The 26,934-nt window shown below is 46.4% G+C and carries 25 protein-coding genes; 3 read left to right on the top strand and 22 right to left on the bottom strand.

Annotated elements, in window-relative coordinates:
• The 7 genes from NSQ20_RS13900 to NSQ20_RS13870 form a co-directional block, all read right to left on the bottom strand.
• The gene (locus tag NSQ20_RS13900) at positions 1-1,494 is read right to left on the bottom strand and encodes a rhamnulokinase family protein (protein WP_127546212.1); all 1,494 of its coding nucleotides are present in this window, start codon (positions 1,492-1,494) and stop codon (positions 1-3) included.
• A gap of 235 nt (positions 1,495-1,729) precedes the next feature.
• A complete protein-coding gene (locus NSQ20_RS13895) occupies positions 1,730-2,245 on the bottom strand; it encodes a DUF2500 domain-containing protein (protein ID WP_245838093.1) in 516 nt (171 codons plus the stop codon).
• 111 nt (positions 2,246-2,356) lie between these two features.
• Positions 2,357-4,159 (bottom strand): oligoendopeptidase F, encoded by a 1,803-nt coding sequence (pepF, locus tag NSQ20_RS13890; RefSeq protein WP_340032754.1) that lies wholly within the window; start codon positions 4,157-4,159, stop codon positions 2,357-2,359.
• A gap of 488 nt (positions 4,160-4,647) precedes the next feature.
• Positions 4,648-5,007, bottom strand: a complete 360-nt coding sequence (locus tag NSQ20_RS13885) for a helix-turn-helix domain-containing protein (protein ID WP_062833989.1) — start codon at positions 5,005-5,007, stop codon at positions 4,648-4,650.
• A gap of 267 nt (positions 5,008-5,274) precedes the next feature.
• A complete protein-coding gene (gene hxlB, locus NSQ20_RS13880; RefSeq protein WP_047842632.1) occupies positions 5,275-5,838 on the bottom strand; it encodes a 6-phospho-3-hexuloisomerase in 564 nt (187 codons plus the stop codon).
• Positions 5,839-5,842: 4 nt separating this feature from the next.
• Positions 5,843-6,475: a 3-hexulose-6-phosphate synthase gene (hxlA, locus tag NSQ20_RS13875; protein WP_036670570.1), complete on the bottom strand. Its 633-nt coding sequence runs from the start codon at positions 6,473-6,475 to the stop codon at positions 5,843-5,845.
• 393 nt (positions 6,476-6,868) lie between these two features.
• Positions 6,869-7,951 carry a lactonase family protein gene (locus NSQ20_RS13870; RefSeq protein WP_338708592.1) on the bottom strand — a complete coding sequence of 361 codons (1,083 nt, stop codon included), beginning with the start codon at positions 7,949-7,951 and terminating at the stop codon, positions 6,869-6,871.
• A gap of 214 nt (positions 7,952-8,165) precedes the next feature.
• On the opposite strand from NSQ20_RS13870, the gene NSQ20_RS13865 reads away from it, so the two are divergent.
• Complete coding sequence (locus NSQ20_RS13865) at positions 8,166-9,095, top strand: AEC family transporter (RefSeq protein ID WP_036670567.1); 930 nt, start codon at positions 8,166-8,168, stop codon at positions 9,093-9,095.
• Here the strand turns inward: NSQ20_RS13865 and NSQ20_RS13860 are convergent.
• The 5 genes from NSQ20_RS13860 to NSQ20_RS13840 all read right to left on the bottom strand — a co-directional run bounded on the left by NSQ20_RS13860 (position 9,073) and on the right by NSQ20_RS13840 (position 13,101).
• A complete protein-coding gene (locus NSQ20_RS13860; protein ID WP_074094725.1) occupies positions 9,073-9,663 on the bottom strand; it encodes a DUF2062 domain-containing protein in 591 nt (196 codons plus the stop codon). The genes NSQ20_RS13865 and NSQ20_RS13860 overlap by 23 nt on opposite strands.
• Positions 9,664-9,721: 58 nt before the next feature.
• On the bottom strand, positions 9,722-10,180 hold the full coding sequence (locus NSQ20_RS13855; RefSeq protein ID WP_074094724.1) for an OsmC family protein: 459 nt from the start codon (positions 10,178-10,180) through the stop codon (positions 9,722-9,724).
• A gap of 20 nt (positions 10,181-10,200) precedes the next feature.
• Positions 10,201-10,968, bottom strand: coding sequence for a DeoR/GlpR family DNA-binding transcription regulator (locus NSQ20_RS13850; RefSeq protein WP_340032753.1), 768 nt, complete (start codon positions 10,966-10,968; stop codon positions 10,201-10,203).
• A 137-nt stretch (positions 10,969-11,105) separates the two neighbouring features.
• Positions 11,106-12,236, bottom strand: a complete 1,131-nt coding sequence (locus NSQ20_RS13845; protein ID WP_127546194.1) for an NADH-dependent flavin oxidoreductase — start codon at positions 12,234-12,236, stop codon at positions 11,106-11,108.
• 187 nt (positions 12,237-12,423) lie between these two features.
• Entirely contained in the window at positions 12,424-13,101 is a 678-nt protein-coding gene (locus tag NSQ20_RS13840; RefSeq protein ID WP_036608866.1) for an SOS response-associated peptidase, read from the bottom strand.
• Between the two features lie 228 nt (positions 13,102-13,329).
• On the opposite strand from NSQ20_RS13840, the gene NSQ20_RS13835 reads away from it, so the two are divergent.
• Together NSQ20_RS13835 and NSQ20_RS13830 are read left to right on the top strand one after the other, a co-directional pair.
• The gene (locus NSQ20_RS13835) at positions 13,330-13,851 is read left to right on the top strand and encodes a hypothetical protein (protein ID WP_282321723.1); all 522 of its coding nucleotides are present in this window, start codon (positions 13,330-13,332) and stop codon (positions 13,849-13,851) included.
• A gap of 44 nt (positions 13,852-13,895) precedes the next feature.
• On the top strand, positions 13,896-14,567 hold the full coding sequence (locus tag NSQ20_RS13830) for a hypothetical protein (protein WP_340032752.1): 672 nt from the start codon (positions 13,896-13,898) through the stop codon (positions 14,565-14,567).
• Positions 14,568-14,703: 136 nt separating this feature from the next.
• On the opposite strand, the gene NSQ20_RS13825 is transcribed toward NSQ20_RS13830, so the two are convergent.
• The 10 genes from NSQ20_RS13825 to NSQ20_RS13780 all read right to left on the bottom strand — a co-directional run bounded on the left by NSQ20_RS13825 (position 14,704) and on the right by NSQ20_RS13780 (position 26,796).
• On the bottom strand, positions 14,704-16,614 hold the full coding sequence (locus tag NSQ20_RS13825) for an AraC family transcriptional regulator (protein WP_340032751.1): 1,911 nt from the start codon (positions 16,612-16,614) through the stop codon (positions 14,704-14,706).
• Between the two features lie 235 nt (positions 16,615-16,849).
• A complete protein-coding gene (gene msrB / locus NSQ20_RS13820) occupies positions 16,850-17,938 on the bottom strand; it encodes a peptide-methionine (R)-S-oxide reductase MsrB (RefSeq protein WP_340032750.1) in 1,089 nt (362 codons plus the stop codon).
• A 16-nt stretch (positions 17,939-17,954) separates the two neighbouring features.
• Entirely contained in the window at positions 17,955-18,536 is a 582-nt protein-coding gene (locus tag NSQ20_RS13815) for a redoxin family protein (protein WP_340032749.1), read from the bottom strand.
• 18 nt (positions 18,537-18,554) lie between these two features.
• The gene (locus NSQ20_RS13810) at positions 18,555-19,280 is read right to left on the bottom strand and encodes a cytochrome c biogenesis protein CcdA (RefSeq protein ID WP_338594921.1); all 726 of its coding nucleotides are present in this window, start codon (positions 19,278-19,280) and stop codon (positions 18,555-18,557) included.
• Positions 19,281-19,314: 34 nt separating this feature from the next.
• Positions 19,315-20,355 carry an ATP-binding protein gene (locus NSQ20_RS13805; RefSeq protein WP_340032748.1) on the bottom strand — a complete coding sequence of 347 codons (1,041 nt, stop codon included), beginning with the start codon at positions 20,353-20,355 and terminating at the stop codon, positions 19,315-19,317.
• Positions 20,352-21,056, bottom strand: coding sequence for a response regulator transcription factor (locus NSQ20_RS13800; protein ID WP_017688950.1), 705 nt, complete (start codon positions 21,054-21,056; stop codon positions 20,352-20,354). The genes NSQ20_RS13805 and NSQ20_RS13800 overlap by 4 nt, the downstream gene beginning before the upstream one ends.
• Before the next feature lie 77 nt (positions 21,057-21,133).
• On the bottom strand, positions 21,134-21,667 hold the full coding sequence (locus NSQ20_RS13795) for a hypothetical protein (RefSeq protein ID WP_340032747.1): 534 nt from the start codon (positions 21,665-21,667) through the stop codon (positions 21,134-21,136).
• 165 nt (positions 21,668-21,832) lie between these two features.
• Positions 21,833-24,382, bottom strand: coding sequence for a glycoside hydrolase family 2 protein (locus NSQ20_RS13790; protein WP_340032746.1), 2,550 nt, complete (start codon positions 24,380-24,382; stop codon positions 21,833-21,835).
• 247 nt (positions 24,383-24,629) lie between these two features.
• Complete coding sequence (locus NSQ20_RS13785; RefSeq protein WP_100528793.1) at positions 24,630-25,661, bottom strand: LacI family DNA-binding transcriptional regulator; 1,032 nt, start codon at positions 25,659-25,661, stop codon at positions 24,630-24,632.
• A 187-nt stretch (positions 25,662-25,848) separates the two neighbouring features.
• The gene (locus NSQ20_RS13780; RefSeq protein ID WP_047842617.1) at positions 25,849-26,796 is read right to left on the bottom strand and encodes a DMT family transporter; all 948 of its coding nucleotides are present in this window, start codon (positions 26,794-26,796) and stop codon (positions 25,849-25,851) included.
• Between the last annotated feature and the right edge of the window lie 138 nt (positions 26,797-26,934).

The following is a 26,934-nucleotide window of genomic DNA, read 5'->3' as shown; positions in this document are numbered from 1 at the left end:
TTACACCTCACTCCCCGCTTGTGAATTAGATGAAGCCGTCACACGCAGAAATCTGCCATAAGCATCTTCCCAGATTGACCTGTCCTGCGGCTCATACACAGTTACCGGAAATGAATCACGAATGGCCTTACGCGCTTCCCAGATATCTTTAAAAGCTCCGCTCGCCATCCATTGCACAGCCATATTCCCGATGGCACTTCCCTCTGCTGGACCCGCCCATACCGGCTTACCAATGGAATTTGCAGTCCACTGACATAACAGGCGGTTCTGGATGCCTCCACCGACCATATGCAATCCGTTGAACGCCTGACCCGACAATTGCTCCGTCCATTCCAGAACTCTTCTATACTTCAATGCAAGACTCTCCAGAATTGCCCGGGCAATAGCCCCCTGATCCTCTGGTACCACTTGCCCTGTATCACGGCAATACTGACGTATACGGGTCGTCATATCTCCTGCTGGCATGAATAGTTCATCATCCGGATCAAACAAACTGGCAAATGGAGGTGCTTGTTCCGCCTGCGCCAATAACGCATCATAGCTAATTCCCTGCCCCTGGCGCTCCCACTCGCGCATGCTTTCCTGCAAAATCCATAAACCCATAATGTTCTTCAGCAGACGGAATGTTCCGCCCGCCCCGCCTTCATTCGTGAAGTTCAAGGCCAGACTCTCGGTACTAATTGCAGGATGATCTATCTCCGTACCCATCAGGGACCAGGTTCCACAGCTCAGATAAGCAAATGAACGTTCCGTTGCAGGAACAGCCACAACGGCTGAACCCGTATCATGCTCCGCAACAGCGATCACGGGAATCGGGGACAATCCCAGATCGTTACAGATACTGCTTCGCAATTGTCCAACACGGGTACCTGGCAGCACGGCTTTACCAAACAGTTTCTCCGAAATACGAATATGCGCCAGCAACTCACTATCCCACTGCCCCGCTGATGGATTGTATAATTGTGTTGTGGTTGCATTGGTGAACTCATTCACCGCTTCCCCTGTCAGGAAATAACGTAGCAAATCCGGAATCATGAGAAAACGCTCTGCTTCATGAAGCAACGGGGAACCGCTGCGTTGAAGCGTTGCCAATTGATACAGGGTATTAAAGCTAAGAAACTGTATCCCTGTACGTTCGAAGATTCGCTGAGAGCTCAGCTCTTGGCGTACCTGATCCATCATGCCGTTAAACTGTGTATCACGGTAATGATACGGGTTACCAAGCAACTCACCATTACTGCCAAGCAAACCAAAATCAACGCCCCAGGAATCGATCCCCAGGCTCTCCGGCTGTTCTCCCTGCTGTTTCACAAGGGTAAGCCCCTGCAACAATTCATGATGCAATCGCAGAATATCCCAGTGCATCCGCTCGCCAATCTTCACTGGTTCATTCTTGAACCGATGAATTTCGCTTGTTTCGATCCCTCGATCATTCAGATGTCCCAGTAGCGCTCTCCCGCTCCCAGCGCCCAAATCATAAGCCAGCACACTCACCGCGCTTCACCAACCTTTCGAACCCATCCTATTTTCCAAACGGTATCCCTTGATTCAGACCGTAACTCTGTACTTTATTCTGTATTTATTGTTTGTTTGTTTTTGTTTAATACTGTTTTACTTTATTTTACGAGTATATCACCAATGTAAGCGTTTGAATACCCTTCAGTTTTTCTTTCTTTTGGGTATACCAAAAACGACTCTCTCCCACCTGGGAGGAGCCGCATTTCTTTTTTTACGTATAAAATTGACCTTTGCTTACCCCCGACTGGGGTTGTACATCTCTCTCAAAATGCTTGAAACGTGTCCCCTGATACGTCAGCATCCCTCGATCATTTTCCACCATCATACCATAATGGTTTCCGCCAACAATCAGTTCAGTGCGCTCCCCATTGTCGAATTCAAATGTAACATAATACCGGGTAGTCGCACTGCTATCGCCGCTTCCACCTGAGACTTCCGTTCGTTTGGCTACCACTGTTGAGTGCAGGGTTAACAAGGCTGCCGCGTTATTTGACATCCCTGAGCGTATGCCTGAAATAATAACAAAAACAATGACTCCCGCAATGATGAGAAATATGGCGCCAATGAAAATCGAAGCAAATGCATTCATTGTAGCAAACTCATTAAATCCCGAAAAAAAACCACCCTGATTGCCTTCAAAACCTGGTACTCCATTCATGTCGTCAAACACACCAAAGCCGTCTACGCTTAATCGGCCCATCGATGAGGACACGCTCGTTAACGCCATTCATCATCGTTCCTTTCCCCTTGCAAAAATAAGATGCACCGCCCCCCACGCAAGGAAGGCGGTGCATGCAGACAACCCGTTCTGCCTTGTCCATATACTATATGAACCAGATCAGGAATACAGACGTTCAAGTTCGTCGACCAGACTGCCGACATAAGCAACCGCAGAGCGAATCGGCTCAGGTCCGGACATATCCACACCCGCAAGCTTCATTAACTCCTGTGGTGTGAGACTTCCACCAGCTTTGAGTGCATCAAGCCAGCGATCTACCGCAGGCTGTCCTTCTTCACGAATCTGCTGTGCAGCCGCTGTGGAAGCCGTCAAGCCTGCCGCATAGGTATACGGATATAGTCCCATATAATAATGAGGCTGTCTCATCCACGTGAGCTTGGCCCCTTCATCAATTACCAGATCAGGTCCCCAGAATTCGGAAAGGATGTCTCCCTTGAGTTGACTTAACGTCTTCGCCGTAATGGGCTCATCATTGGTTGCGCGTGCGTACACCCTGCGCTGTAATTCACCTTCCAGCAGATGTGTAACGAAGTTATGGTAATACGTGTTCAACAATTGCAAAATGACCCAGCGACGCATTCTCGGATTATCGGAACGCTTCAATAGATGATCGGCCAGAAGCATTTCATTCATGGTCGACGGCGCCTCAATGAAATAAAGAGATGGCCGTGTATTCGTGAGCCGTTGGTAACGTCCCGCAAGCATGAAGTGGCCTGCGTGCCCCACTTCATGGGCAAGTGTAAATGCTCCGCGCATATTGTTCGCCCATGAAATTAAGATATAAGAGTGTGAACCATATATAGAGGAGCAAAATGCCCCTGTGGATTTGCCTGCGTTATCTGCGTAATCCACCCAGCGATCACTGAATGCGCGCTCTACGATCTCGCCGTACTCCGGCCCAAGCACATCAAGTGCTTCTCGAATGAGTATGCACGCCTCATCATATGTAATGGCAGGGCTAAATTCAGGATCAAGCGGCGCCTTCAGATCACAAAACATCAGTTTGTCCAGACCCAGCTCACGTTTCTTGAGAGCCGCCAGTCTGCGCATATGAGGTGCGAGTTCCTGCTGGATAATATCCAGAATATTATTGTACATCTCTTTGCTCACTTGCTGTGGGCTGAGAAGCATATCTGTAACATCGTCGTAACCACGCAGCCTGGATAAAACAACCTGTTTCTTCACTTCGGTTGCATAACCTTCTGCGAACGTATTTTTGTAATCATTTAATGTCGAGCTGAATGCAGCATAAGCAGAACGGCGCAGCTTTGTATCAGACGACATCTCATAATTATTTTCATAGAATGACCAGGACAGTGGACGATTATTGTCCTCTCCATCAAGAGCATCGTCAAACGTCATGTCTGCCAGTTTACCGCGCAGATAGATACGGTATGGCGAATCCAGTACCTCTCCTAATGAAGCGAGTACCTTCTCGGTCTCAGGCGTAAGCCGATGTGCTTTTTCTCGAATCAAACGCTCCAAACTGCGCGCATACGGCTCCAATTCCGGAAGCTCTTCAAGATAACGCTCAACTGTTCCCTCCGGCAGATCAACGATCTCCGAATTGACAAAAGACAAGGACGACGACAGATTTGATAGGATATCTCCTGCCTTGGCTGAATTCTCAATATTCACCGGATTCGTGCTGTCCTCTGACTGCTTCAAGCGGGCATAAGAAGCCGTCTTGCCGATCCGCTCCTGCAAAGCTTCACGCGCATCCAGACAAGCCAGTAATTGTTCAGCGCCTTCGCCCAGACGTCCTTTGAACGTTTCGATCTGGGCAGCAGCCTGAGGAAGTGATCGAAGCTCCTGCTCCCACTCTACATCGGTTACAAACAAGTCTCTCAGATCCCAAGTGGTTTCTGTGTTTACCTCAGCACGTGTACGTATTTTTTCCATCTTTAGTTGTCATCCTCCTTGCATTTTCCAATATCTCTCATCGTATCATATTCCAGTTCAAGGGAGTATAGATTGGACTAAAGATTATTCTCACTTACCACTTCGATGACAGAACAACCTTCCGATCGCTGTTATCCCCAGATTTTTTGATTCCCCTTTTTCAAAGGTGAAAATCCGGGGATAAAGGCGAACGCTCCGCTTCTTCAGGTTCTTTCTGTCCTCTACGTTCTCGTGTGAATGTTTAGTTCCATCTATATAAAAGGGGTATTTAGGATAAAGGCCAGTATATGCTTGCGATGTAGCTTTCTTTCAGAAAGCTTTTAGCTACGCTTCTTCAAACTATTTCTGTCCTCTACGTTTCGTATAAACTTTTGCTCATGTGACCATGGTCTGAAAGTAACTAAAAAAACCGCCGGGTAATGGAAGAATCCATTTACCCGGCGGTTCATTATAGAACTTACTTATTTAGCTTCTTAGAACTTACTTATTTAGCTTTCTTTCCAAATTACATTTTCACCGTAATTTTTACCCCAGTTATACATTGCGTGCAGGACGGGCATCAGGCTTTGACCGTGATCTGTCAATGTATATTCCACCCGAGGAGGTACCTCTGCATATACCTTGCGTTCAATCAGTTTGTCTTCCTCCAGCTCACGAAGCTGGTTGGTCAGCATCTTCTGGGTAATATGAGGGATTAGGCGTTTCAGCTCACTGAAACGTTTGGTGCCTTCCAGACCCAAATGCCACAAAATAATCAGTTTCCATTTGCCACCGATCACCGCAAGGGTCAATTCCTTCTCACAGTTGATTTCTTTTAGATTAATCCGTTCCTTGACTTCGGCTGCCATGGCTCCGAGCCCCCTCATCTTCAATCTTATATCGCGTATATTACGCATATCACGGGGACACTTCACACGAGGTAAGTTTTCCGCTCCATGCATGATGTAATAAGTACATTCATTCGATACAGCTATCTATTAATTCTACTACAGCCTGGTCGGGATGCAAAGTTTAACTGTAAATCACGGATAGAACCTATACAGATGAATGATTATGTATCGCAGAAAAGACCAGAACCCTTCATAATCAAAGGATTCCGGTCTTTCATCTATTCACTATTCCAGGTTCGCGTGGCGGCCAAACATATCCGCTCCGGTCATACCCTTCATTTCCATCATCGTAAGGATGAGAGCATCCATGCCAATCAACAGTCCTTGCTCGAACAACGAGCCCATCGGCTGAATGGTTACTGCCGCTCCGGAAGTTGCTGTGTCCTCTTTGGCTGAAGCCGGGAGACGCACTACCGTAGTTGCCAGTTTCCCAATTGTGGACTCTGGCTTAATTGTAATGAGACCTACAGGTGCACCGGCTTGACTAGCCTTTTGAGCCATGGCTACCAGACTGCCTGTTTCTCCTGAGCCAGAGCACAGCAAGAGGAAATCCTTAGAGCTGATCCCAGGTGTTACGGTCTCGCCCACCACATATACACGAAGCCCCATCTGCATCAGTCTCATGGCAAAAGCCTTTCCCATAAGTCCTGACCGGCCTGCTCCTGCTACAAAAATCTGTTCTGCAGCCAGAATGTGCTCAGCCATCGCTTGCATCTCTGCATCGTCGATCTGGCTTAACGTACGTTCCAGCTCCTTCAAGATGTCAGCTGCGTACTGTGTTTTGCTCATCTGCTTACCCTTGTTTAACGAGACGTTGCATTTCAGCTGCAACTGCCGCTTTGTCTGCTTGTCCTGTGATACCGCCGCCTACAATAACCAGATCCGGTTGTGCTTTGATTACTTCTGGCAATGTTTCCAGCTTGATTCCACCAGCAACAGCAGTTTTAGCATTTTTCACAGCTGCTTTGATCGTTTGCAGATCTTCGAACGGGCTTTGTCCTTCAGCTTGCAGATCATAACCTGTGTGTACACAGATGTAATCTACGCCAAGCGCATCAATTTCACGAGCACGTTGTTCCAGGTTAGGCACGTTGATCATGTCTACAAGAACTTGTTTGTTTTGTTTCTTCGCTTCTGCTACTGCACCTTTGATCGTACTGTCATTGGTTGCCCCAAGCACAGTGATCAGATCCGCACCAGCTTCAGCTGCTTTCATGATTTCATAACCACCAGCGTCCATGATTTTAAGGTCTGCAAGAACTTGCAGATTAGGGAATGCTTCTTTCATCGCTTTTACCGCGTGCAAACCTTCATTAATAACGATTGGAGTACCAATCTCAACGATATCAATATATTGTTCAACCTCTTTAACCAATGCGATACCTTCAGGGATATTTACCAAGTCAAGCGCCAATTGCAATTTCATCATTTATTTCTCCTTTGTTGTTCAAGTATGATTCGTTCCTGTAAAAATAATAATCAGATATTTAGCCTGCACCAATTGGTCTGTTCAGATGCATGCAGTGTTTGTTTTGGCTACTCACTCATTGTAGACCCTGACTATCCATTCAGGAAGTACGCACTTTGAAGTGGGGTAGTTACTTGGGGGATACTATTGATAATTATTCGTTGTTAGGTGAATCAAATATAGAATTAATCCTCTATTCCAATCCACATGCTTACAGCAGAACAGCAGCCTAATCATCCAATTATATATTCAATATAAAAGACCCCGCCACATGGCAGGGTCTTTATCTTTATCTTTATCTTTATCGTTTCATTTTCAATCCAGCCAAAGCTGGTTTAGAAATTTATCATTTTACAGATATACAGGTTTCACGCATACCGGCTTGGATACACCTGTGCTGTGACCAGTGTATTTCAGACGTCCGCTCTCCTGATCTACCGTGAATGTCACGAGGTTGTTCGTATCGCGGTTAGCTGCAATCAGCAATTTGCCGTTAGGTGTCAGCGCAAAGTGACGCGGGTGCTCACCTTCTGCAGATACATGCTCAACCAGTGTCAGGTGACCTTTGTCTGCATCTACTGCAAATACAACGATGCTGTCATGTCCACGGTTAGAACCATATACATAACGTCCATCATTGGAAACCGTGATTTCGGCTGTTGTATTCTCTTTGCCATCATATCCATCAGGCAGTGTGGATACAGTAGACAATTCAGTCAACGTGCCCGCTGCTGCATCATATTTGAACGAAGTAATGGAAGAATCCACTTCATTGATGACATATGCGAACTGACCGTTCGGGTGGAACGCCAAGTGACGTGGGCCTGCTCCCGGATGTGTTTTGGTTTCACTGTGCAGCACAAGTTCATTTTTGTCTGCATCAATAGAATAGATCGCGATGTTATCTGCGCCCAGATCCTGTACCATCATGTATTTACCATCTGGGCTGAAGAATGCGGAGTGAACATGTGGCTTGTCCTGACGTTCAGGATGCGCACCTTGTCCTTCATGTTTCTTCTCGTCCAGAAGCGCTCCAACTTCACCGTTATCCGTCAAGGCTTGCAGACCTACCAGACCACCGTGGTAGCTGGAGAGGATCAAGTATTTGCCGGAAGGGTCACGCTGGATATGACATGGCGGAGCTGAAATGGAGTTATTCCGGTTCAGCAACGTTAATTTTCCTGTAGAAGGATCAATGCTCAGAGCTACAGCTTCAGACATTTTGTTGCCTTCAGCTGACGCTGTTTCACCAATCGCATACAGTTTGTTTCCTTCAGCATCCACGTTGACAAACGTTGGGTTTTTCACACCCGCGATGCCGTCAAGCTTGGACAAGCTGCCTGTATCCTCATTCAATTCATATGCATAAATGCCCTCATTTTCCGCTTCGGCGTAAGAGCCAGCAAGTACGAGCAAGCGTTTTGATTCACTCATTACAGTTTCCTCCTCTATGTGTATGTAATCTTGTTGCACCTCTTCTATAATAAATCTGCCATATCAAAATAGCAATCCGCTGTCGCTGCCCATCAGGGAAATCCTTAGTTAAGCAAGGCGATTACTACACATCATCATACTGAAATCCATTCATATGAGATGCATCTTCTGCTATGATAAGATAGGTTTTTCATCCAGAAGGGACTGAATTGCATTGCTTCACTCATTTTTACTCACCTTATACCATGTGTTCTTGCCGATATCACTTCCCGTGATCGGAGGTATTCTGTTAAAACGCTTTAAAAATTGGGATACCCGGTCGCTCTCGACCTTTTCCCTTTATATTTTGAGCCCTGCGCTCATCTTCAATACATTGCTGCATGCAGAGATTACCTGGACGGATGTCACCAGCACGTTCTGGTTCTCTATTATTAATCTGATTGCTCTGTGGGCCCTCGCCGAGCTGTTGAGCCGGGTGTTCCGTCTGGGTGCAAGCGAAAAAGCGGGTCTCACCCTTGTCTCCACGTTTACGAACTGCGTGAATTACGGGCTCCCGCTTGTACTGCTTGCCTTTGGTCAGCTTGGACTGGACAAGGCTTCGGTCTACGTCATTGGACAGATGATCATTGTTAATACGGTAGGTATCTTTTTTGCCGCGAGATCCGAATTCACGGTGAAAGATGCGATCCTTTCCGTTTTCCGCATGCCATCCATCTATGCTGCTGGCATCGCCATTGCGCTGCGTGCATCCAATCTGAGCCTGCCTGAAGCGCTGGATGGAGGGATCTCCATGCTGGCTGCGGGTTACTCTCCTGTCGTTCTCGCTATTCTGGGAGCACAGATGCTCAGACCAAAAGGTGCAACGGTGCCTTGGTTGCCCAATGTACGCCGAGCTTTCTGGACCGGGCTTGTGGTACGTCTCGCAGCTGCGCCAATCCTGTCCTGGCTGATACTGACCGCGCTTCAGGTCGAAGGTACGTTGTTCAGTGTACTGCTGATCCTCGCATCGATGCCGACCGCAGTGAACGCTGTTATTTTGGCTGAACAGTTCAATGCTTCTCCGCAGTTTGTATCCCGCTGCATTCTGTGGACCACCGCTGCATCCATGTTGATGCTGCCCATTATGATTGTGATGGCTTCCTGATTAATACCGGAGGTGATACCGAAGCGATATCCGCTTGGCGGCGTTTCTCCAGCCGGCGTTCATAACGCCGGTTGAGCGCTCTGACGTAGAAGAATTTCACGACAAAGTACGAAATCACACCCAGAATGACACCAAACACGGACATGCCTGCCAGAATATCTAGTCCACCAAGCAACAATTCACTCACGGCCGACCAGTTACCGCGAAACAGCTCCATGAATGCACTCTCATGTACCGGTCCCTGTCCCATGCTGTGAGCAGGCAATATCCATGAGCCAATTTGTTTCGCGAGCGGCATCAGGATAATAGGTAAAAACGTAAGTTTCCCGATCACATTACCAACAATGGCTGCTGGCACCGAACCCCCAGACAGTCGCACAATCGGATAAAATACGAGATAGATCAGGGAAGCTGTCGAGATCACGATCAGTTCCAGTCCGAACCCTATGGCAAATCCGGTAGATACTTTATGGGCACCTCCGGGAGCACGTAACAATTTGAGAAAATTCAGCTTCATAACACGTGTTAAACGTACCCAGCGGTTAGTCTTGCGCTTCTGTGTGTTCATACCGAATTACTCCTTATTTTACACAAATGACAACTTGAAACGTCTATTCTTCAGTATATCACACCGCGTTAGCACCTGTAGTAACAACGACCGGCTGTGTCTCCATCTGGACATTACCTGCCACCGCTCGGGAGATCATACAGGAGGATTCAGCCTTATGCGCCAGGCGCTCAGCCTTGGTCAGATCCGCCTCAGAGGCATCTGCGCTGAGCACAATCCGGGGTCTATGTACGATCCGTTCGTACGTAAATACGTTATTTGTAACATCTACCGTTGCTTCCGATTCAAGCGTTAATTCATCCGGCGTAATATCCGAACGCTCCAGCATCGCTGCCAGCGTGATCAGGTAACAGGTGGAGGCTGCACCCAGCAGCATCTCGTCCGGGTTAGTTCCCGTACCGGGTCCGCCCATCTCCTGCGGAATCGATATGACCGTTTTTAATCCACCTGCATCGATTGTTCCCTCACTGTTACGCCCACCATTCCATACCGCTTTCAGATGAAAAGGATGTTTCATGACATTCATTCCTTTCTTGTTTACACACGTATACACGTAATATTCTGCTCGATCAATGCGCTAACGTGCTCTTCATCTACACCCTGATCTGTAATCACTTTGCCCACACTGCTCATCTCAGCAACTCTGGTAAACGCCTGTATGTTAAATTTGCTGGAATCTGCAAGTAGAATGACCTCATCCGCAATATGGATCATTTTCTGCTTCACCAAGGCCTGTAATTCATTGGATTCACTGATGCCTTTGGTCAGATGCACTCCTTTGCAAGACAGAAATACTTTATCCACATGATAGGCATCAAGCGAACGTTCCGCCAGCGGTCCTACAAAAGACAGTGACTTCGAAGCCAATTGCCCACCTGTGGCAATCACACGAATCTGCTCCTTGTTACTCAGCTCTGCGGCGACCTTAATCGAGTTGGTTAATACCGTCAGTGGAATGTTTGGCAATCCTGCCGCCATGTACCACGCCGTTGTACTTGCATCCAGGGCGATCCGGTCGCCAGATTCCACCATTTTCACCGCTTCGGTTGCAATTCTGCGCTTCTCTTCTGCATGGGCTACAGCCCGTTCCGGATACGGAATCTCCGACTGTAACTCATCCTTGTATTTTACGCTGACCGCCCCGCCATGGGACCGTCTGAGCCTGCCCGCCTGTTCGAGCTTGTCCAGATCACGACGAATCGTCTCTTCCGTCACCCCGCAGCGCTCACTAAGTTCGGTCACACGCATGCTGCCTTGCGTATCCACCCATTCCACTATTTTCTCATACCGTTCAGCTACGAGCATATTCCTTCACTCCAAACCGTTGATTATCCAGTTGATCCTGTTCATCCATCATACCACAGAGCGATGACAAGGAGAATTTGGACCATGTGCAAAAAGAGGGAGCTTTCGCCCCCTCCATTCCAGTTCTGAAGTGTATCTTATTTATCTTCTGCCATAGGGAACCAGCCCGGTGTGTGGATGATTGCATTCCACAACCCGTCAGGGATAACCAGACGTTCCTGATCGGATTTGGTCAGAATCGTCTCAATATCTTCTTCCCGTCCGCTCTCGATTTTCTCAACCCAATCCGGTTCAATAATCAGCTCACGTCCAATGGCAAGCAGAGGTACTCCCGTTTGAAGCGCCTCAGCGGCCTGATCAGCCGTATGAATCGAACCTACACCGATCACAGGCAATTTGCCGTTCACACGATCCAGGATGAATTCCATTCTAGAACGTGTATCTGCTTCGCCACGTCTTGGCTTGGACCAGAATTCGTTCAGGGAAACGTGCAGGTAATCCAGATTTTTATCTTTCAGCGCATCCACCAGTGCATACGTATCTTCCATTGTGAGTCCCGGTGTTTCCGGTTCTTCCGGGGAGAAACGGTAACCAATGATGAACGGCAGTTTGGTATGTTCGGCAACCACTTTCTGAATCTCATCCACTACAGCAAGTGGGAATGTCAGACGTTTCTCGACACTACCACCCCAACGGTCTTCACGTCGGTTGGAATGCGGGGAGAAGAATTGCTGGATCAGATAACCATTAGCACCGTGAATCTCAACACCATCAAAGCCGGCTTCGATTGCACGACGTGTCGCTTCACCAAAGTCTTTGATAATCGAAGTAATCTCGGCATCCGTCAACTCTCTTGGTTCAGGAGAGCCCGGACGCTCACTTGCAACCGCACTAGGAGCAACTACTTGACCCGCAGGTACAGCTTGTTCAGGAGTCAGACGGCCCGCATGGAAAATTTGCAATACAGCTACGGAGCCCTGTTGTTTCATGGTATCAGCCAGTTTTTTCAGACCAGGAATGAAGCGGTCGTCATATACGCCAAATTGAGCCGGGAAACCAATGCCTGTCTCTGTTACATGCCCTACAGCCGTAATTGACATGCCCGCACCACCGGTGCGACGTGCATAATAAGCAAGTTCAGCGTCGGATATCGTACCATCAGCATTCGAGGACATATGAGTCATGGGAGCGAGCACGATACGGTTTTTCAGTGTAATGCCAGTCGGTAGTGACACTTGTTCAAACATCTGGTTAAACTTTGGATTCATTCGTGGTTCCCTCCTGATTATAAATATCTCTTTTAATAGATATATGAATATATGCGTTCGCTTACTGTAATGATTATAGTTACGTTTCACTGCAATTGCAACTTTTCATTTTCAGAAAGGAAAAAAAGAGCAGAGTGTCTCCAGACTCTCAGCCCTCTTCATTTTCTTCACATCTTCCAAAGGATACTCAGAAACTCCGAACGTAAGCCAGCTTCTGATCCATCTCTTCTACGCATTCGTAACAATCGTGTTCATCGTTGGCGACCATTGGGGTTACTGGATACAGATTCATCTCTGTACTGTTATACGATTTCAATAGCGGTAACAACTGAGTCACCCGTGTATTTGCCGGGTCAAGCCAGGTGTTGATCTCTTCTTCGGAAAGGATCGCTGGCATTTTACTGCCAAACTCGCGTGTAACCATATTTGCGCCTGTCATAAGCATCGTGCAGGTCCGAAGCGGCTCTTTCCGTGTATCTCTCCACACCTCATATAACCCAGCAATCCCAAACAGGCCACGATCCGGCATAACAACACGAACCGCATAACTTTTTTTGCCCTCTTGCCGCCAGTAATATAATCCATTGCAGGGAATAACGCAGCGCTTGGTCTCTACCAGTTTGTAATAGGAAGGATTCTCATGCACCGTCATGAGGTTTGCGTTAACGGCATCACGCCCCCAGAATGGAATGAACCCCCACCGGAACTCATCCAGTACACGCTCACCATCCTGATGCAAAATAATCGGCGTATGCTGGGTTGGACTGATATTGTATCGGTTTTTGTAATAATACATCACTCGCTGAATCTTGAAATGATCTCTGACATCGTCCAAATCGGCTGCCAATGAAAAACGGTTGCACATGTTCAAGCACTACCTTTCCCTATGAGAAGTTGAACGTATTGTTTGTAATTTTAGGGAAATTATTCATGAACATTGAACAGGAAATGACTTATTTTGACACCATTAGGGTCGGATCAAGATATATTTCATGTTTTTCACGACAAAAACAACGACCTCGGACTCATTTCAACTCCAATATTACTTGTTACTATAATAGAGAATAAAATACATTTATTGGAGGTTTTAAGTATGAAAAGGAAGTTTTTGATGAGCATCATGTTGTTCTCAGCGATTGCGATGTTTGGCAGTACCATCTATGCGGCAACCTTTCTGACCTACGGTTATCCCAGCACCACCATCCCCATTCGTACGTATAATTACGCCGCCGCATGGCAGACTCCCATGGACACTTCCCTTACCAACTGGAACAATGCAGGTGCCAAAGTTAAATTCACCAAAACAAGTAACTCCCCAAACATCATCACCGCAGGAAACTTCAATAATACAGCATATGGTGTCAACTACGCCTCCGTATCCGGCAGTCAAGTCGTAAGCTTCCGCATCGAACTCAATGCATCCACAATCACCCCTGACGCGACTAACTTATCCAACTTCATTCAAAGCGTATTTGTCCACGAACTCGGACACTCCATCTGGCTCGGTGACAACCCGACAACAAGTAGTCCTTCCATTATGTCTTACTCCCGTAACCGCAATTCCATGACCCAACCCCAAACTTTTGATATCAATAACGTAAAATCCAAGTACTAATCCGCTACGAACTTATCCCAAAAATCCAAGGAGGATTCCTGTCCATGAACAAAAATCGAGTATTAACGCTGCTTCTCTCTTCCATTTTCATTTTATCTGCTGTTGGATGTTCTTCTGTTACACCTACCGCGTCCCCATCCGATGCACCCATGACCATTATTGCTTCTGAAGATCACCCGAGTTATGGCAGCATTGGCGACCTGTCCGAGAGAGCAAATACCATTGTGAAAGGCAGTGTTGTTGAGACTCGTGTGGAAGCTTTAAACGATATCGTACAAGTTATTGATGCTGCCAATGAAAACGAGTTAAACCCTGCGTCCGATCCGGGCGGAGAGCCAGCTTCTTTTGACAAAATCTATACGATCCACACGATTCAGGTCGCTGAATCCTATAAGGGCGGTTACACTGCCGGGGAAAAACTTGAAGTGAAGCAACTTGGGGGACAACTTGGTAACACCGAGATTATTAATGATGACAACCTCAAGCTGATTCCTACCAAAGACTATGTACTCTTCCTGGAAACGTATGAAGACACCCCTGCCAGCCTGCTCAACTCCGATCAAAGTCTCTACGTGATTAAACCTGCCGCCAAGTCGAATCAGCCTGGTCAGCAACAATCACAGTCAGAAGTCATTGTGAGCGCAAACCCCGAGAATGACCTCACACTGCAACTGGAGGATCTGCAAGAAATTCAGAACGAACAAAAGAGCGAATAAACTCTTATACGGTAATCACACCACACTATTATTTCATCTCCGTACAGGCCCTAATCCCCTCTACTGTTCAGTCCTACATAAGAAAATGAAAACCGTGCTGCTCAGCAAACTGGGCGGCACGGTTTTTTGAAGTTCCTTATTCAGACGGTGTATTAAGTCCAATAATCCATTCAGCCAGATCCTGTGTCTGTTTCAACAAGGCAATAGGGTCACGGAACCAGGATTGTTCTTCCGTCCATATGTACACTTTTCCATTTTTGATAGCAGGCAATGAACCCCAGATCGGATCTGCCTGAAGGTCTTTCAACTGAGACTTGCTGGTCAGCACAATGTAATCTCCAGCGTATTTGGAGAGCAGTTCTATGGAGAATTCATGATAGGCGCCCTGCATCAACTCGGATGGAATGTTCTTTGGTGCTTGCAAACCAAGCAATTCGTAGATGTTACGCCCTCCCCGGCCCGACTGATTGCCAAAAATGAAGACTTGGCGATCATATTCCTGCATAACGGAGAATGTAGCATCAGCTGGAACAACACTCTGCACCTCCTGCTTGATTTTGGCAATCTCCTCATCAAAATCAGCCAGCCACTTCTCTGCTTCCGCTTCTTTGCCAAGGACTTTACCGAAATAGTTCACTTCGTCCTTCAGTGTCGGAAAAGTGATGGATGCGATCGAAACGGTCGGAGCAATCTTGCTATATTTCTCATAAGCCGCCTTGTCCGGATTCAATGTAATAATGAGATCAGGTTCCAGCTCCATCAATTGTTCAACGGAATCCCCTATCGTTTCAAGACCATCCATGTGACCTTCCAGATAAGGACTGTTCATTAGAAATTGGCCTCCACCAATCGGTTTGACACCAAGAGCAAGTACCGTTCCCAGATAATCTATGGCAGCAACTCGCTCCGGATGTGCAGGAATCTCTACCTCACCAAAGGTCGTATTTACCATTTGGGTCTCCACGACTGCCGGTTGTTCGGGTTCAGCCGCAACTTCGGATGTTTCTGCCCCCTGCTGAGTTGTTCCACAAGCACTCAATGTGAGTACAAGCGCAAGCGACATAATCGCTGATTTAAAATGGTTAAACATGTTGATTTCCTCATCTCCCTTATATTGATAATGATTATCATCATCAATTAAAGGATAACGTTCATCCCCTCCTGTTACAATGGATTGATTTGTTGCATTTAATGTACTTTTTGAAACTGATTTCGAGTTTTCCTGCTGCTTCAACCGATATTGCCCCGGTGTGATACCGATCTCTTTTTTGAATATACGATTGAAATAAAACGGGTCCATATAACCCACATACGCAGCAATCTCCTGTAATGAAGCTTCTGTGGACGCAAGCAGACTCCTTGCCTCACCCATTCGTAACCGAATTACATATTCTGTCGGTGTACATCCCGTCTGTTCCTTGAATTTGCGTGATAAATATTGCGGACTGTAACTCAAGGACTGGGCAAGCAAATCAAGTGAGATGGATTCCCGGTAATGAGCTTTGATATATCGCAAAACCTGATCGGTAAGCGAAGGCTGTTCAAATTCGTTAGACATGCGACTCCGCTGTAACAAGACAAGCTGTACCAGTTGAAAAAAATACACTTTGACCTGAATTTTGCTCACTCGCACCTGCCCTGACCAGCATTCATGTATATTCCGCACAAGCTCACGCAGCTCAAGTGTATGATCCGGCACTGTCGCCCAGGACTCTTCAAACGGATTACGCTGGTTCAACATCATTCGGTACTCCACAAGCACGTTGGAGGGCAAGGTTGATTTGTACAAAATCAGATGTACCTCCATTACCCCTGTCGCTTCAAGTGTTAGACGTCTTCCTTTTCCCCCATGCAACAACAAGAACTGGTTTGTAGTCCATACCTCTTCATCAAGCCAGACCTGCCCCCTGCCTTGAACATACACAAATGCACTCGTCGGTAACACATAATTGCGTATGAACTCGTGTGTTGCGAGTGATATAAGACGCACATCAAGCACGCGAACCTGGACCTGATCCCACAGCTTGATGTCATTCTGAATTCCCATATAAACTCCCTCTCCTAAGCGACAAACACACACAATACCTTAGCATTGTGACTAAAAATCCACCTATAATTGATAATGATTATCAATTATAACAATGATGCAACCATCTTTGAAGCCTACCTTCGTTTTTGTTAGATGCTGCAAAATAAAAAACGGTCGAAATCCCTCATAGAGAGATCTCAACCGTTCTAAGATTATGGCCTTATTATGTTTTGATAAAGTCAGCTGCCCTTCTCTACTCGACAATAGACAATAAATATCCGTATCGTTCTTCCTCCATCTTGTCTAGCGGAATAAAGCGGATCGATGCACTGTTAATGCAGTAACGTTTGCCACCACGATCTTCGGGACCATCATCGAACACATGCCCGAGGTGGATGTCACCTGCCCGGCTTCGTACCTCCGTGCGGTCCATACCAAAGCTCGTATCCGTTGTATAGGTAACAACCTCAGGTACAATCGGTTTTGTAAAACTCGGCCACCCGCAACCGGAATCATACTTATCTCGACTGGTGAATAACGGCTCTCCCGTTGCAATATCCACATACAGACCGGGCTCCTCATTATCCCAGTATTCGTTACTGAACGCATGCTCCGTATCATTGTTTACCGTGACCGCATACTGTTCGTCTGTTAAACGTTCCTTTAATTGTTCATCTGTTGGACGTGGATATTGAGCGGGATCAATTCTAATCTCCAGGTCATCCAAAACAGTCATATCAATGTGACAATATCCGTTCGGATTTTTTTCCAAATAATCCTGATGGTACTCCTCCGCCAAATAATAATTCTGCAGAGGCATCACTTCCGTTAAAATGGGTTGGTCATATTTTTCTTGCTCTACCGCTACAGCCTGCTCGATGATTTTGGCATCTTCAGGCAACGTATAATATATGCCAGTCCGATACTGAACGCCACGATCATTGCCCTGCTTATTCAAGCTGGTAGGATCAATAACTCGAAAATAAGATTCAAGCAGTTTCTGCAAAGATACTTGCTGCGGATCATATTTTACATGAACAGTCTCCGCAAACCCCTGCTCCCCGCGAATAACATCCTCATAGGTTGGATTCTCTCCTTCACCGTTGGCATAACCGGAAGTCACATCCTGAACCCCCGGAATACGAGCCATATATGCCTCCACACCCCAGAAACAGCCTCCTGCCAAGTACAGGTTACTCAGGTTTTCCTCGGAGACACTCGATGCCTTGACAGGTTGAGTGGATATCGAAGATGAAGCTGAATGGCTCTCAGCCCTGTTTCCACAAGCAGACACAACTATCGCTATAACAAGGAGGCACAGGCCCAGCAGCGTCCTTTTCATGACACTTCCTCCTTTCTCACAAAATCTCTTGTAATGATTCCATGATCTGTTCATTGGATGCATGCCCTGGCTGCGATTTCGTTAAAATACCATCAGAGCCAATATAAAAGGAACTAGGATATGCTCTTACGCCAAATTCCTTGGCCCATACACCTTTCTCATCCAAAAGAACAGTTATGTTATCATATGGCTGTTGGTCAAACCATTCAGTAAACGCTTGGGAGGATTTCTCTCCCTTGTAGTCTGGCGTCACAATCGTAATGACTTGAAAATCATTGTTTTGACCAGCCAGATTGTTCAGGTCTTCCAAACCCGCAAGGCAGATGGAACACCAGGAAGCCCAGTATTTCACATACACTTTCTTGCCTTGAACATCAGAAAGTCCAACCGTGTTTCCTTTCAGATCACGCAATGAAAATTCAGGAGCTGTCTCTCCCTTGTTCATCATCGTTGACGAACTCATATCGGATGTTGATGCTGGGGTTGATGATGACCCCGTTTGTTTTGATTCAGTTTGCTGTGATCCACATGCGCTCAAGATCAACAGGGTTCCAGCAAATACGATTACAGATACCATCCATTTCCGTGCCATCTTCATACCAAATTCCTCCAATGATTATTGAAACCAGGTCACCAAGCTGTTTAGCCGGTCTGTCATTAACAATAGTCCCATGACAATAAGAATACAGCCGGAAGTTATTTTGATGACGCCCATGTACCTGTATAAACGACGTATCCGCTTCATAACATATTCCGAAAAAACGGACAGAATCAGAAAAGGAATCGCTAACCCAAGGGTATACAGGAACATGAGAAACCCGCCATACAGTGGAGAGCCTTCTCCTGCTGCGATACCAAGAATGGCCGCCAGCACAGGCCCGATACAAGGCGTCCAGCCAAAACTAAACGTTAGACCCAACAGGAACGCTCCGACATACCCTCCTCGTCTGGCATGATCGTTTGACAGCTTTCTCTCCCGTTCCAGCCAGGATAGTCGGATCAACCCGGTTTGATAAATCCCAAAAAGCACCACGATGGCTCCGCAAATCGCAATAAACACAGGACTTGAGATCAAATTACCAACGATGCCGGAACCAAAACCGAGTAAAACAAATACCAGGGACAGCCCAAGAACAAATAAAAATGTCCGCAAAACAAGTGTGGACCGCAACCGAACCGAATTGGTGTCAGGCTGCTGCTGATTCGTACCGTTGACCATGCTTCCGGATAGATAAGACACGTATACCGGGATCAGCGGCAGAATACATGGCGCAAAAAACGATAACAATCCTGCACCAAAAACCCCGAAAAGAAAAACCAAATCACTGGTCAAGTCATTCACCACCTGAATAAATACTACGTTTGATTAACCAAGGTTAACGACTGACGTAGATCGGAAGCGTGAACCAGAAGCAGCTCCCTTCTCCTTTTGTACTCTGAACCCCGATCTCGCCACCATGGAGTTCCATAATTGATTGAGCGATGGCAAGGCCAAGCCCGGCCCCCCCATTACTCTTGCTACGTGATTTGTCAATTCGATAAAAACGTTCAAATATACGTGAAGTTTCCTCGGCTTCAATGCCTTCCCCTTCATCCGTAACTGAAATTCGTATAAACGGCCCCTTCTCTTCGGCAGCCAGAATGATTTTTCCTTCAACAGGAGAGTATTGAATGGCATTTTGCAGCAAATTGGAAAGGACCCGCTTCATTTGTGCAGGCATCATGACCGCGGCTGGTAATTTATCGGGCAAATCGATTTCAACGTTCAGCGTTTTCTCGGCGAGATGAAACGAAAAACTCTCCAACGTACTGAGCAGCAACTCATCAACGTGACAAGGCTGAGGGTCGAATACCTCCCCTTGCGCTTCCAGGCTGGATAATTCAAACAAGTCTTGAATAAGCCCTCCCAAACGCTTCGTCTCAAGTCGTATCGTGTTCAGGTAACGTTGAAAGGTTTCTTTATCCTTAATGACATCATCCTCCAACGCTTCGACGAATGACTGAATGGATGCCAAGGGAGTCCGTAAATCATGGGAAACATTGGCGATCAACTCTCGTCTGGCAGTTTCTGAGTGATGCAGATGATCAAAGCTTTCCTTCAGCTTGGAACTCATTTCATTAAATTGCTGTGCCAAGAGCTTAAATTCCTGCGTACCGATGAGAGGGACTTCCGTATGGAAATCCCCTTCGGCAATTCGTATTGTCTGCTGTGTAATTCGCGCAATTGATTTCTCTAATGGCTTAGTCAGCAAATATTGAAGTATAAACGAAAGCAAGCCTACCCCTGCCGTTATAGCCGATAACCAATACAATTGTTCGATCGTAAGCAGCATTTTGGAATAACTGATGAACAAACAAATTAATAATACGCCAATGCCTGTGAGACTGGACAACACCAAGTATGTGCGAAGTTTCATGAACTGCCACCCGCAAACTTGTAGCCTATGCCCCAAACTGTTTTAATATATTTTGGATCAGAAGGATTCTGTTCGATCTTCTCGCGTAATCTCCGAACATGTACAGTCACCGTTGTTGTATCTCCCTCGTAGCTAAAATCCCAAATCTTGCTTAACATCTGGTTACGGGAGAACACCTGACCCGGGTGACTTGCCAGCAAATACAACATCTCAAACTCTGTAACGGTCAATTCAATGGCCTGCCCGCTGATGTGCACTTCACGCTTGGTAAAATCAATGGTAAGCCCTTCATAATTGATCGTATATTCAGAAGTTGTAACAGGTGATGCCTGCGCAATTCGCATTCTCCGCAGGATTGCCTTTACACGTAAGACAAGTTCTCTCGGACTAAAAGGTTTGGTCAGATAATCATCCGCCCCCATCGTCAGTCCCATCAGACGGTCCTGTTCCTCACCCCGGGCCGTCAGCATTACAATGGGCACATCCTCGGTTTGCCGAATCTCGTTGCAAACCTCCCAGCCATTCTTATGTGGCATCATCAGGTCGAGCACAATCAAGCTTGGCGTTTGGCTGTGCCACAGCTCAATAGCCTCCAAACCGTCCTTAGCCGTCACGACAAGATAACCTTCCCGTTCCAGATACCTGCGACAAACGTCCGTAATATTTGTATCATCATCAGCAACAAGTACACATTCATTCAAACGAACCCACCCCATATTCCAGAAAATACATTTGAGCCAATCATATCATATGGTGATGGCGATGCTTAGCCCTTAAATTACTTCATTCCCATGGCGGGTATCATGTACTGTTTAATTACTGACTCAGCCGCATACGTATTCCCATCATGGATGACAGGCATCGATTTCAAGTTAACTTGCATACCGTCTACCATGATTTTTTTCGATCCAATCCACAATTTAATCGTTTTTCCCGCAGGCATCATCGTTTCTTCCATCATCATGTCGTCTTTCATCATCATGTCATCTTCCATCATTTTGTCATCTTTCATCATCATGTCATCTTCCATCATTTTGTCGTCTTTCATCTTCATGTCGTCTTCCATCATGGTGTCGTCTTTCATCATCTTGTCGTCCATTTTGCCCATATACATCAGAGTTACAGATCTATCCTTGCTGTCCCACATAATGCTGTAATCATACATTTTCGCCGCCTGTCTCAATTGAACAAGCTCCATGCCATCCTTTTTAATCGTTTTCATATCTGCAGCACTTGCCAATCCAGAAAAGGCCATAGACATCATCAATACCGCTGCTACCATCACTTTTTTGCTCTTATTTGTTTTCATCATTCTTATCACTCTCCATTCGTTTATTACTTACATGGATTACAATAAGCAAGACAGCTTACGATTCTCTAAGCGAAGTATTACGAAACCATTACGATATATAAATGAGGTCAGGTTTCAATAAAAAACGGTTGAAATCTCTCTTACGAGAGACTCCAACCGTGTCTTCTAGGTCAAACGAATAAAATCAATCATGGATCGAACCTCGATTGGTCCCGGATTTGATATCACATCATTAGACTGCAATCCCTCTCTGGAAGTGAACTGCACCTTCACCGGAATGCCAGGAATCAAGTCGAAGAAGTTATCTGAGAAGACACCCTCCACATCCGAAGACAGCCATACCTGTTTAGCAAGCACGTCACTTTCCAGTACCAGATGAACGCCGTTCTCATCCGCTCCCCCGCTTACATTGATGTTTGCAGGCTGCAGAGCAAGATCTTTGGACGGTACAAAATAGTGTTCCTGTACGATATTCGCCGCACCTTCCTGTTTCAGATCCAGGCGCAGCAGCGTGTTAGCTGTATCATGACCTCCAAGCCATTCCGCGTTACGTAATGACAGCACTCGATCACCTGTATTAGATGCCAAGGTCACGTCATGTGTTTCATCACGATACACCGTTCCATCGAACCCGAGCAAACGAATCTGTAATTGCCCTTTTACAGGTTGTAATTGATCCGAGATGATATATATATCTGTTGTATCTTCTTTGGTTCCATCTACGGATACCAACACATCGCTGAAGCTGCGTTTCGCATAATATTGCAATGCTTTCCAGCGACCAAGGTAGTCCATACCTGCCCATGAAGCCACCGGCCAGCAATCATTCATTTGCCAGTAAAGTGTGCCCATGCAGAATGGTTTGCGGCGACGGTGCGCTTCAATGGCTGTCTTCATTGCTTCCGCCTGAAGTACCTGGCTCATATACAGGAACGATGGGAAGTCCTTCGATTCATGCATGTACATATCCATGTACTGTTTGATCAGACGATTGCCTGCACCATTCTTTTGATGAGCCAACATGACTTCCGATTCCAGAGCCAGATCCTCTTCTTCTGCATAAGTGCGTACTGACTTGTACTCCGGGAAAGACTGGAATCCGTATTCACTCATGAAACGACCCACATGCACGTTGTAGTTTTCGAATGGTTCTACATTGTGCCACACGCCCCAGTAGTGGATATCCCCTTCAGCTGTGGATGGGTGCGCATGTTGCGTCTCATCCCCTGTCAGTGATACCAGTGGTGAGGAAGGCCAGTAATCCACACCTGGCGCATACGCTTCAACGACTTCTGGCAGCAGATCATGGAAGATGGCTTCGTAATCGGCCCAGATGCTTTCACGCTGCTCGGCAGTAAATTCCTTTTTCCAACCCCAGCCACCATTCTCAACATAGTGAGCCCAAGCCGAATCAATCTCGTTGTTCCCACACCAGAGTGCAATACTTGGATGGTTGCGCAGACGTTTCACATTATCAATCGCCTCATGTCTCACACTGTTCAGGAACGCTTCATCTCCTGGATACATGCTGCATGCAAACATGAAGTCTTGCCATACTAGGATTCCGTATTCATCACACAGTTCGTAGAACACATCCTGCTCATAGATTCCGCCACCCCACACGCGCAGCATATTCATATTGGACTCGGCTGCGGATACGATCTCATGACGATAACGTTCATGAGTAATTTCAGTGATGAAGCTATCATTTGGAATGTGATTGGCCCCTTTGGCAAAGACCGCAACCCCGTTTAATTCAAAATAAAAGGATGCTCCTGCTTCATCTTTGTCACGTACCAAGCGAATGGAACGAAGCCCAGTCTTCACTGTAGATTCAGCCACAGCTCGCTCACCTTGAAGCACTTCGGTAAGGAAGGTGTACATATGCGGATCACCAAGCCCACGGCTCCACCACAGTTTCGGTTCATCCATGGAGATTGGAATCTCCACAGTCTGAGTTCCGGGTTGTAGTGATACGGATCTTTCCCATCTCTGTCCATCTGCGCCGATACGAATAATCGTATCTACCGCTTGTGATGTCTCGACTTCCACAGCAGCAGTTAATGAAGCTGAGGTAGCGCTTACTTCATTTTGCTGGATATACACATCATTGATTCGTACCTGTGTCCAACCTTCAAGACGTGCTTCACGCCAGATCCCACTGGTTACAAAACGCGGACCCCAGTCCCAACCATAGTGATACGGGGCTTTACGTGCAAAAATACTTACTCTCTTGTCGCCAAGTCCGCCAACATCGGACTGATCATTCGATGCCGGTAATGCATATCCGAGCTTCTCTAGCTTCGGCAGATCTTCCTGAATTGGTGACCGAAAACGTATTCGGAGAATGTTGCCGTTCCCCATCAATACAGACTTTACATCTGCCTTCCATACTCGGAACATATTATCTGCTGATAACACATGCACCTCATTCACATACACATCAGCATATGTATCCAGACCATCAAACACCAGTTCCAGATGTTCCTGCGAGAACAACGTTTCGGCAACGTCAAATTCCGTCTGATATTCCCAATCTATCTTATCAATCCATTGTACTTCCTTCTCGTTTGTTCCATAAAAAGGATCTGGAATCTTGCCCAGCTTCAGCAAATCTGTATGCACACAGCCGGGCACCTGAGCCGGCATCCACTCTTGATCTTCGCAAGCCTTGAACGTCCAATTCTGAAAAACATGTGATTGTATTGTGCTCATGACAGCCTCCATTGTTGTTAGAGTTGGTAAACATTATTTTGTTAGGTTTTGTTATTATAAAAACAAATAACTTACAAAACAAAATTAACACGATATGCTTCTTATAGTCAATCTGTTTTGTAATTTAATTTATTATTTGGTTTCTGCATACCAAAAAGACATGAAGCTCTAACCTCTCCATGTCTTTCACCTGATTTCATTTACCCGTATGATCATTGTTAAAATGAGCCCGTAAATTCATATCCCATTACAGTATACTGGCGTTATATTCATCACGAATAATTAATTCCGAATAGATCAGCTTGCGTTCATAAGGTTCATCCAGGTGTTTGATCCGCCACAATAGCTGGTCTACTGCTCTCGTTCCCAGATTCTCTTTGTTAATATGTACCGAAGCAAGAATGGGTTCATCCGTCTGCGTATTGTCAAATCCGGTTACGGCACAACGTTCGGGCACCTGAATGCCTCGACTTTGGAGTGCCTGAATGACAATGACAGCTGTATGGTCATTTGCACACACGATAACTTCAGGGATATCCTCCAGCTCCATTTCAGCAATGGATCTCCGGATCTGATCATACTCTGGTCCCAGCAAGCCGTCTTGCTGTTCCCCCTCCAACTGTTTCTCTTCCAGCACCATACGATATCCAAGCCAGCGTTCTCTAAAACTTGCTGCATCGGGCAGTTGTCCGGCAAACTGGAACCTTCTATACCCTTTACCAACGAGCATGAGAACCAGTTCTTTCATACATTTCATATTGTCCGTAAAAACCGAGTCTGCGTATATGGCAGGGTCTTCATGATCCACCATGACAAGCGGAATACGCAGTCTGTAAATCTCCAGCAATACCGATGTCGAGATGGTGCCCACGGTTATGACTCCGCTGATTGCTTCGGGATTAAGGACCGAGAACATTCGATCTGAAGAGGGTTCTGTCAGCGTTAAAATATCCATCCCCTTCTCATTCAACCTCTCAGAAATACCATCAAACACAGGCCCCCAGTATAAGGAAGCTCGATTCTGAGAACGAATGTTGGGAAACAAAATCAATATGGTGCCTTGTCGCTCCGCTTCTGGCTTCATCTCCGTTGATATCTGTGTCTCCCCCGGATAACGCTTAGGCTCAGTTCTGAAATACCCGAGCTGCCCCGCTGTTCTGACAATCATCTCGCGTGTATGCTCACTCACACCAGGCTTGCCCGTCAGCGCACGGGAGACTGCGAATTTGGATACCCCCGCAGCATCCGCAATTTGCTGCATCGTTACTCTTTTGGCCATCCTACTCACCCGTTTTTCCTAATTTTCCATTCAGTGTAGCATAAAAAACAAAAATCAACAAAACAAGGTTATGTTATTCTGTTTTTGTTAGGTAGTAGTTTATCTGTTTCACAAGGTGTGCGACATAACCAAAAAGGCCCTCTCCCCACCTTCCATAGAAGATGACGAAAGGACCCTTGTCCCCCAATTATACGCCTGATACTCCCTGATCGCCAAGTTCCGACTGTAAAACCGGGCGTTTTCTGCGCCAGAAGATAGGCTGTGGAAGTTTGATCTCTGTGATCAGAACACCGACCAACATCAAAGCTGCTCCCGCATACCCTTGCAACGTTAGCGATTCCCCTTGAAAGGTAAATGCAAAGGCTGCTGCAAACAGTGGTTCGAGTGAAAAAATCAGACTTGTTCTTGTAGGAGAGGCATGACGCTGCGCGAGTGTCTGCAGAATATACCCCAAGCCGCTACACAAAACACCTAACCCGAGAATGGCTGCCCAGGATTCAGCCGTATCGGGCATACGTGGCGTTTCCAGCATAAATGTAGCTGCAATTCCCCACATCGCTGCAACACCTAATTGAACTGTCCCTAATGTTAACGGATCATGCTTCGGTGTGAACTTGCCAGCAATCATGATATAGATGGCATACACAAGTGCTGCTAGTATGCACAGAATATCTCCCATGTGCAGACTAAGCTGATGCTGAAGCGTCAACAAGCCAAGCCCGGTAACTGCAACCAGGATACTGAGTGTCAATCGTTTATCCGGCATACGACGATGCTGGATCGTCGTCAGGATCGGTACAAAAATAACGGCCAAACTTATCAGGAATCCCGCTTGGGATGTCGTTGTTCGTTGCACACCATAGGTGATAAATACAAATGCAGCGAATAAAGCTGTCCCCATAATAGCGCCTGCCACAAGTGTTCTGCGATCCATGTTAAACAACCGCCGATGAAAAAGAAGTCCTGCGGCAATAAAGGCAATTCCAAAACGAAATGCGACCAGATTCAATTCTTGCATGGACTCCAGACCCGATTTCATAAACAGATAGGAAGATCCCCATATAACCGTTGCGAGCAGCATCTGTATGTCCGCTCTTCTTGTTGTCTGACCTTGATTAACCTGTACACCATTCATCTTGCTTCAACCTTCATTCTATGTGTTCTGATCTGTGTGATCGTGCGTCAAACTAACTCGCCTTGGCAAGTATAAACGATCTCTTTGTATTATTAAAATGAATATTTATAATGTATTATATGAAATAAACTCATATAT

The organism is Paenibacillus sp. FSL K6-1122 (assembly GCF_037977015.1).
GTDB lineage: Bacteria > Bacillota > Bacilli > Paenibacillales > Paenibacillaceae > Paenibacillus > Paenibacillus amylolyticus.
Note: the sequence above shows the minus strand (reverse complement) of the source record. Positions and strands in the feature narration are given on the sequence as shown.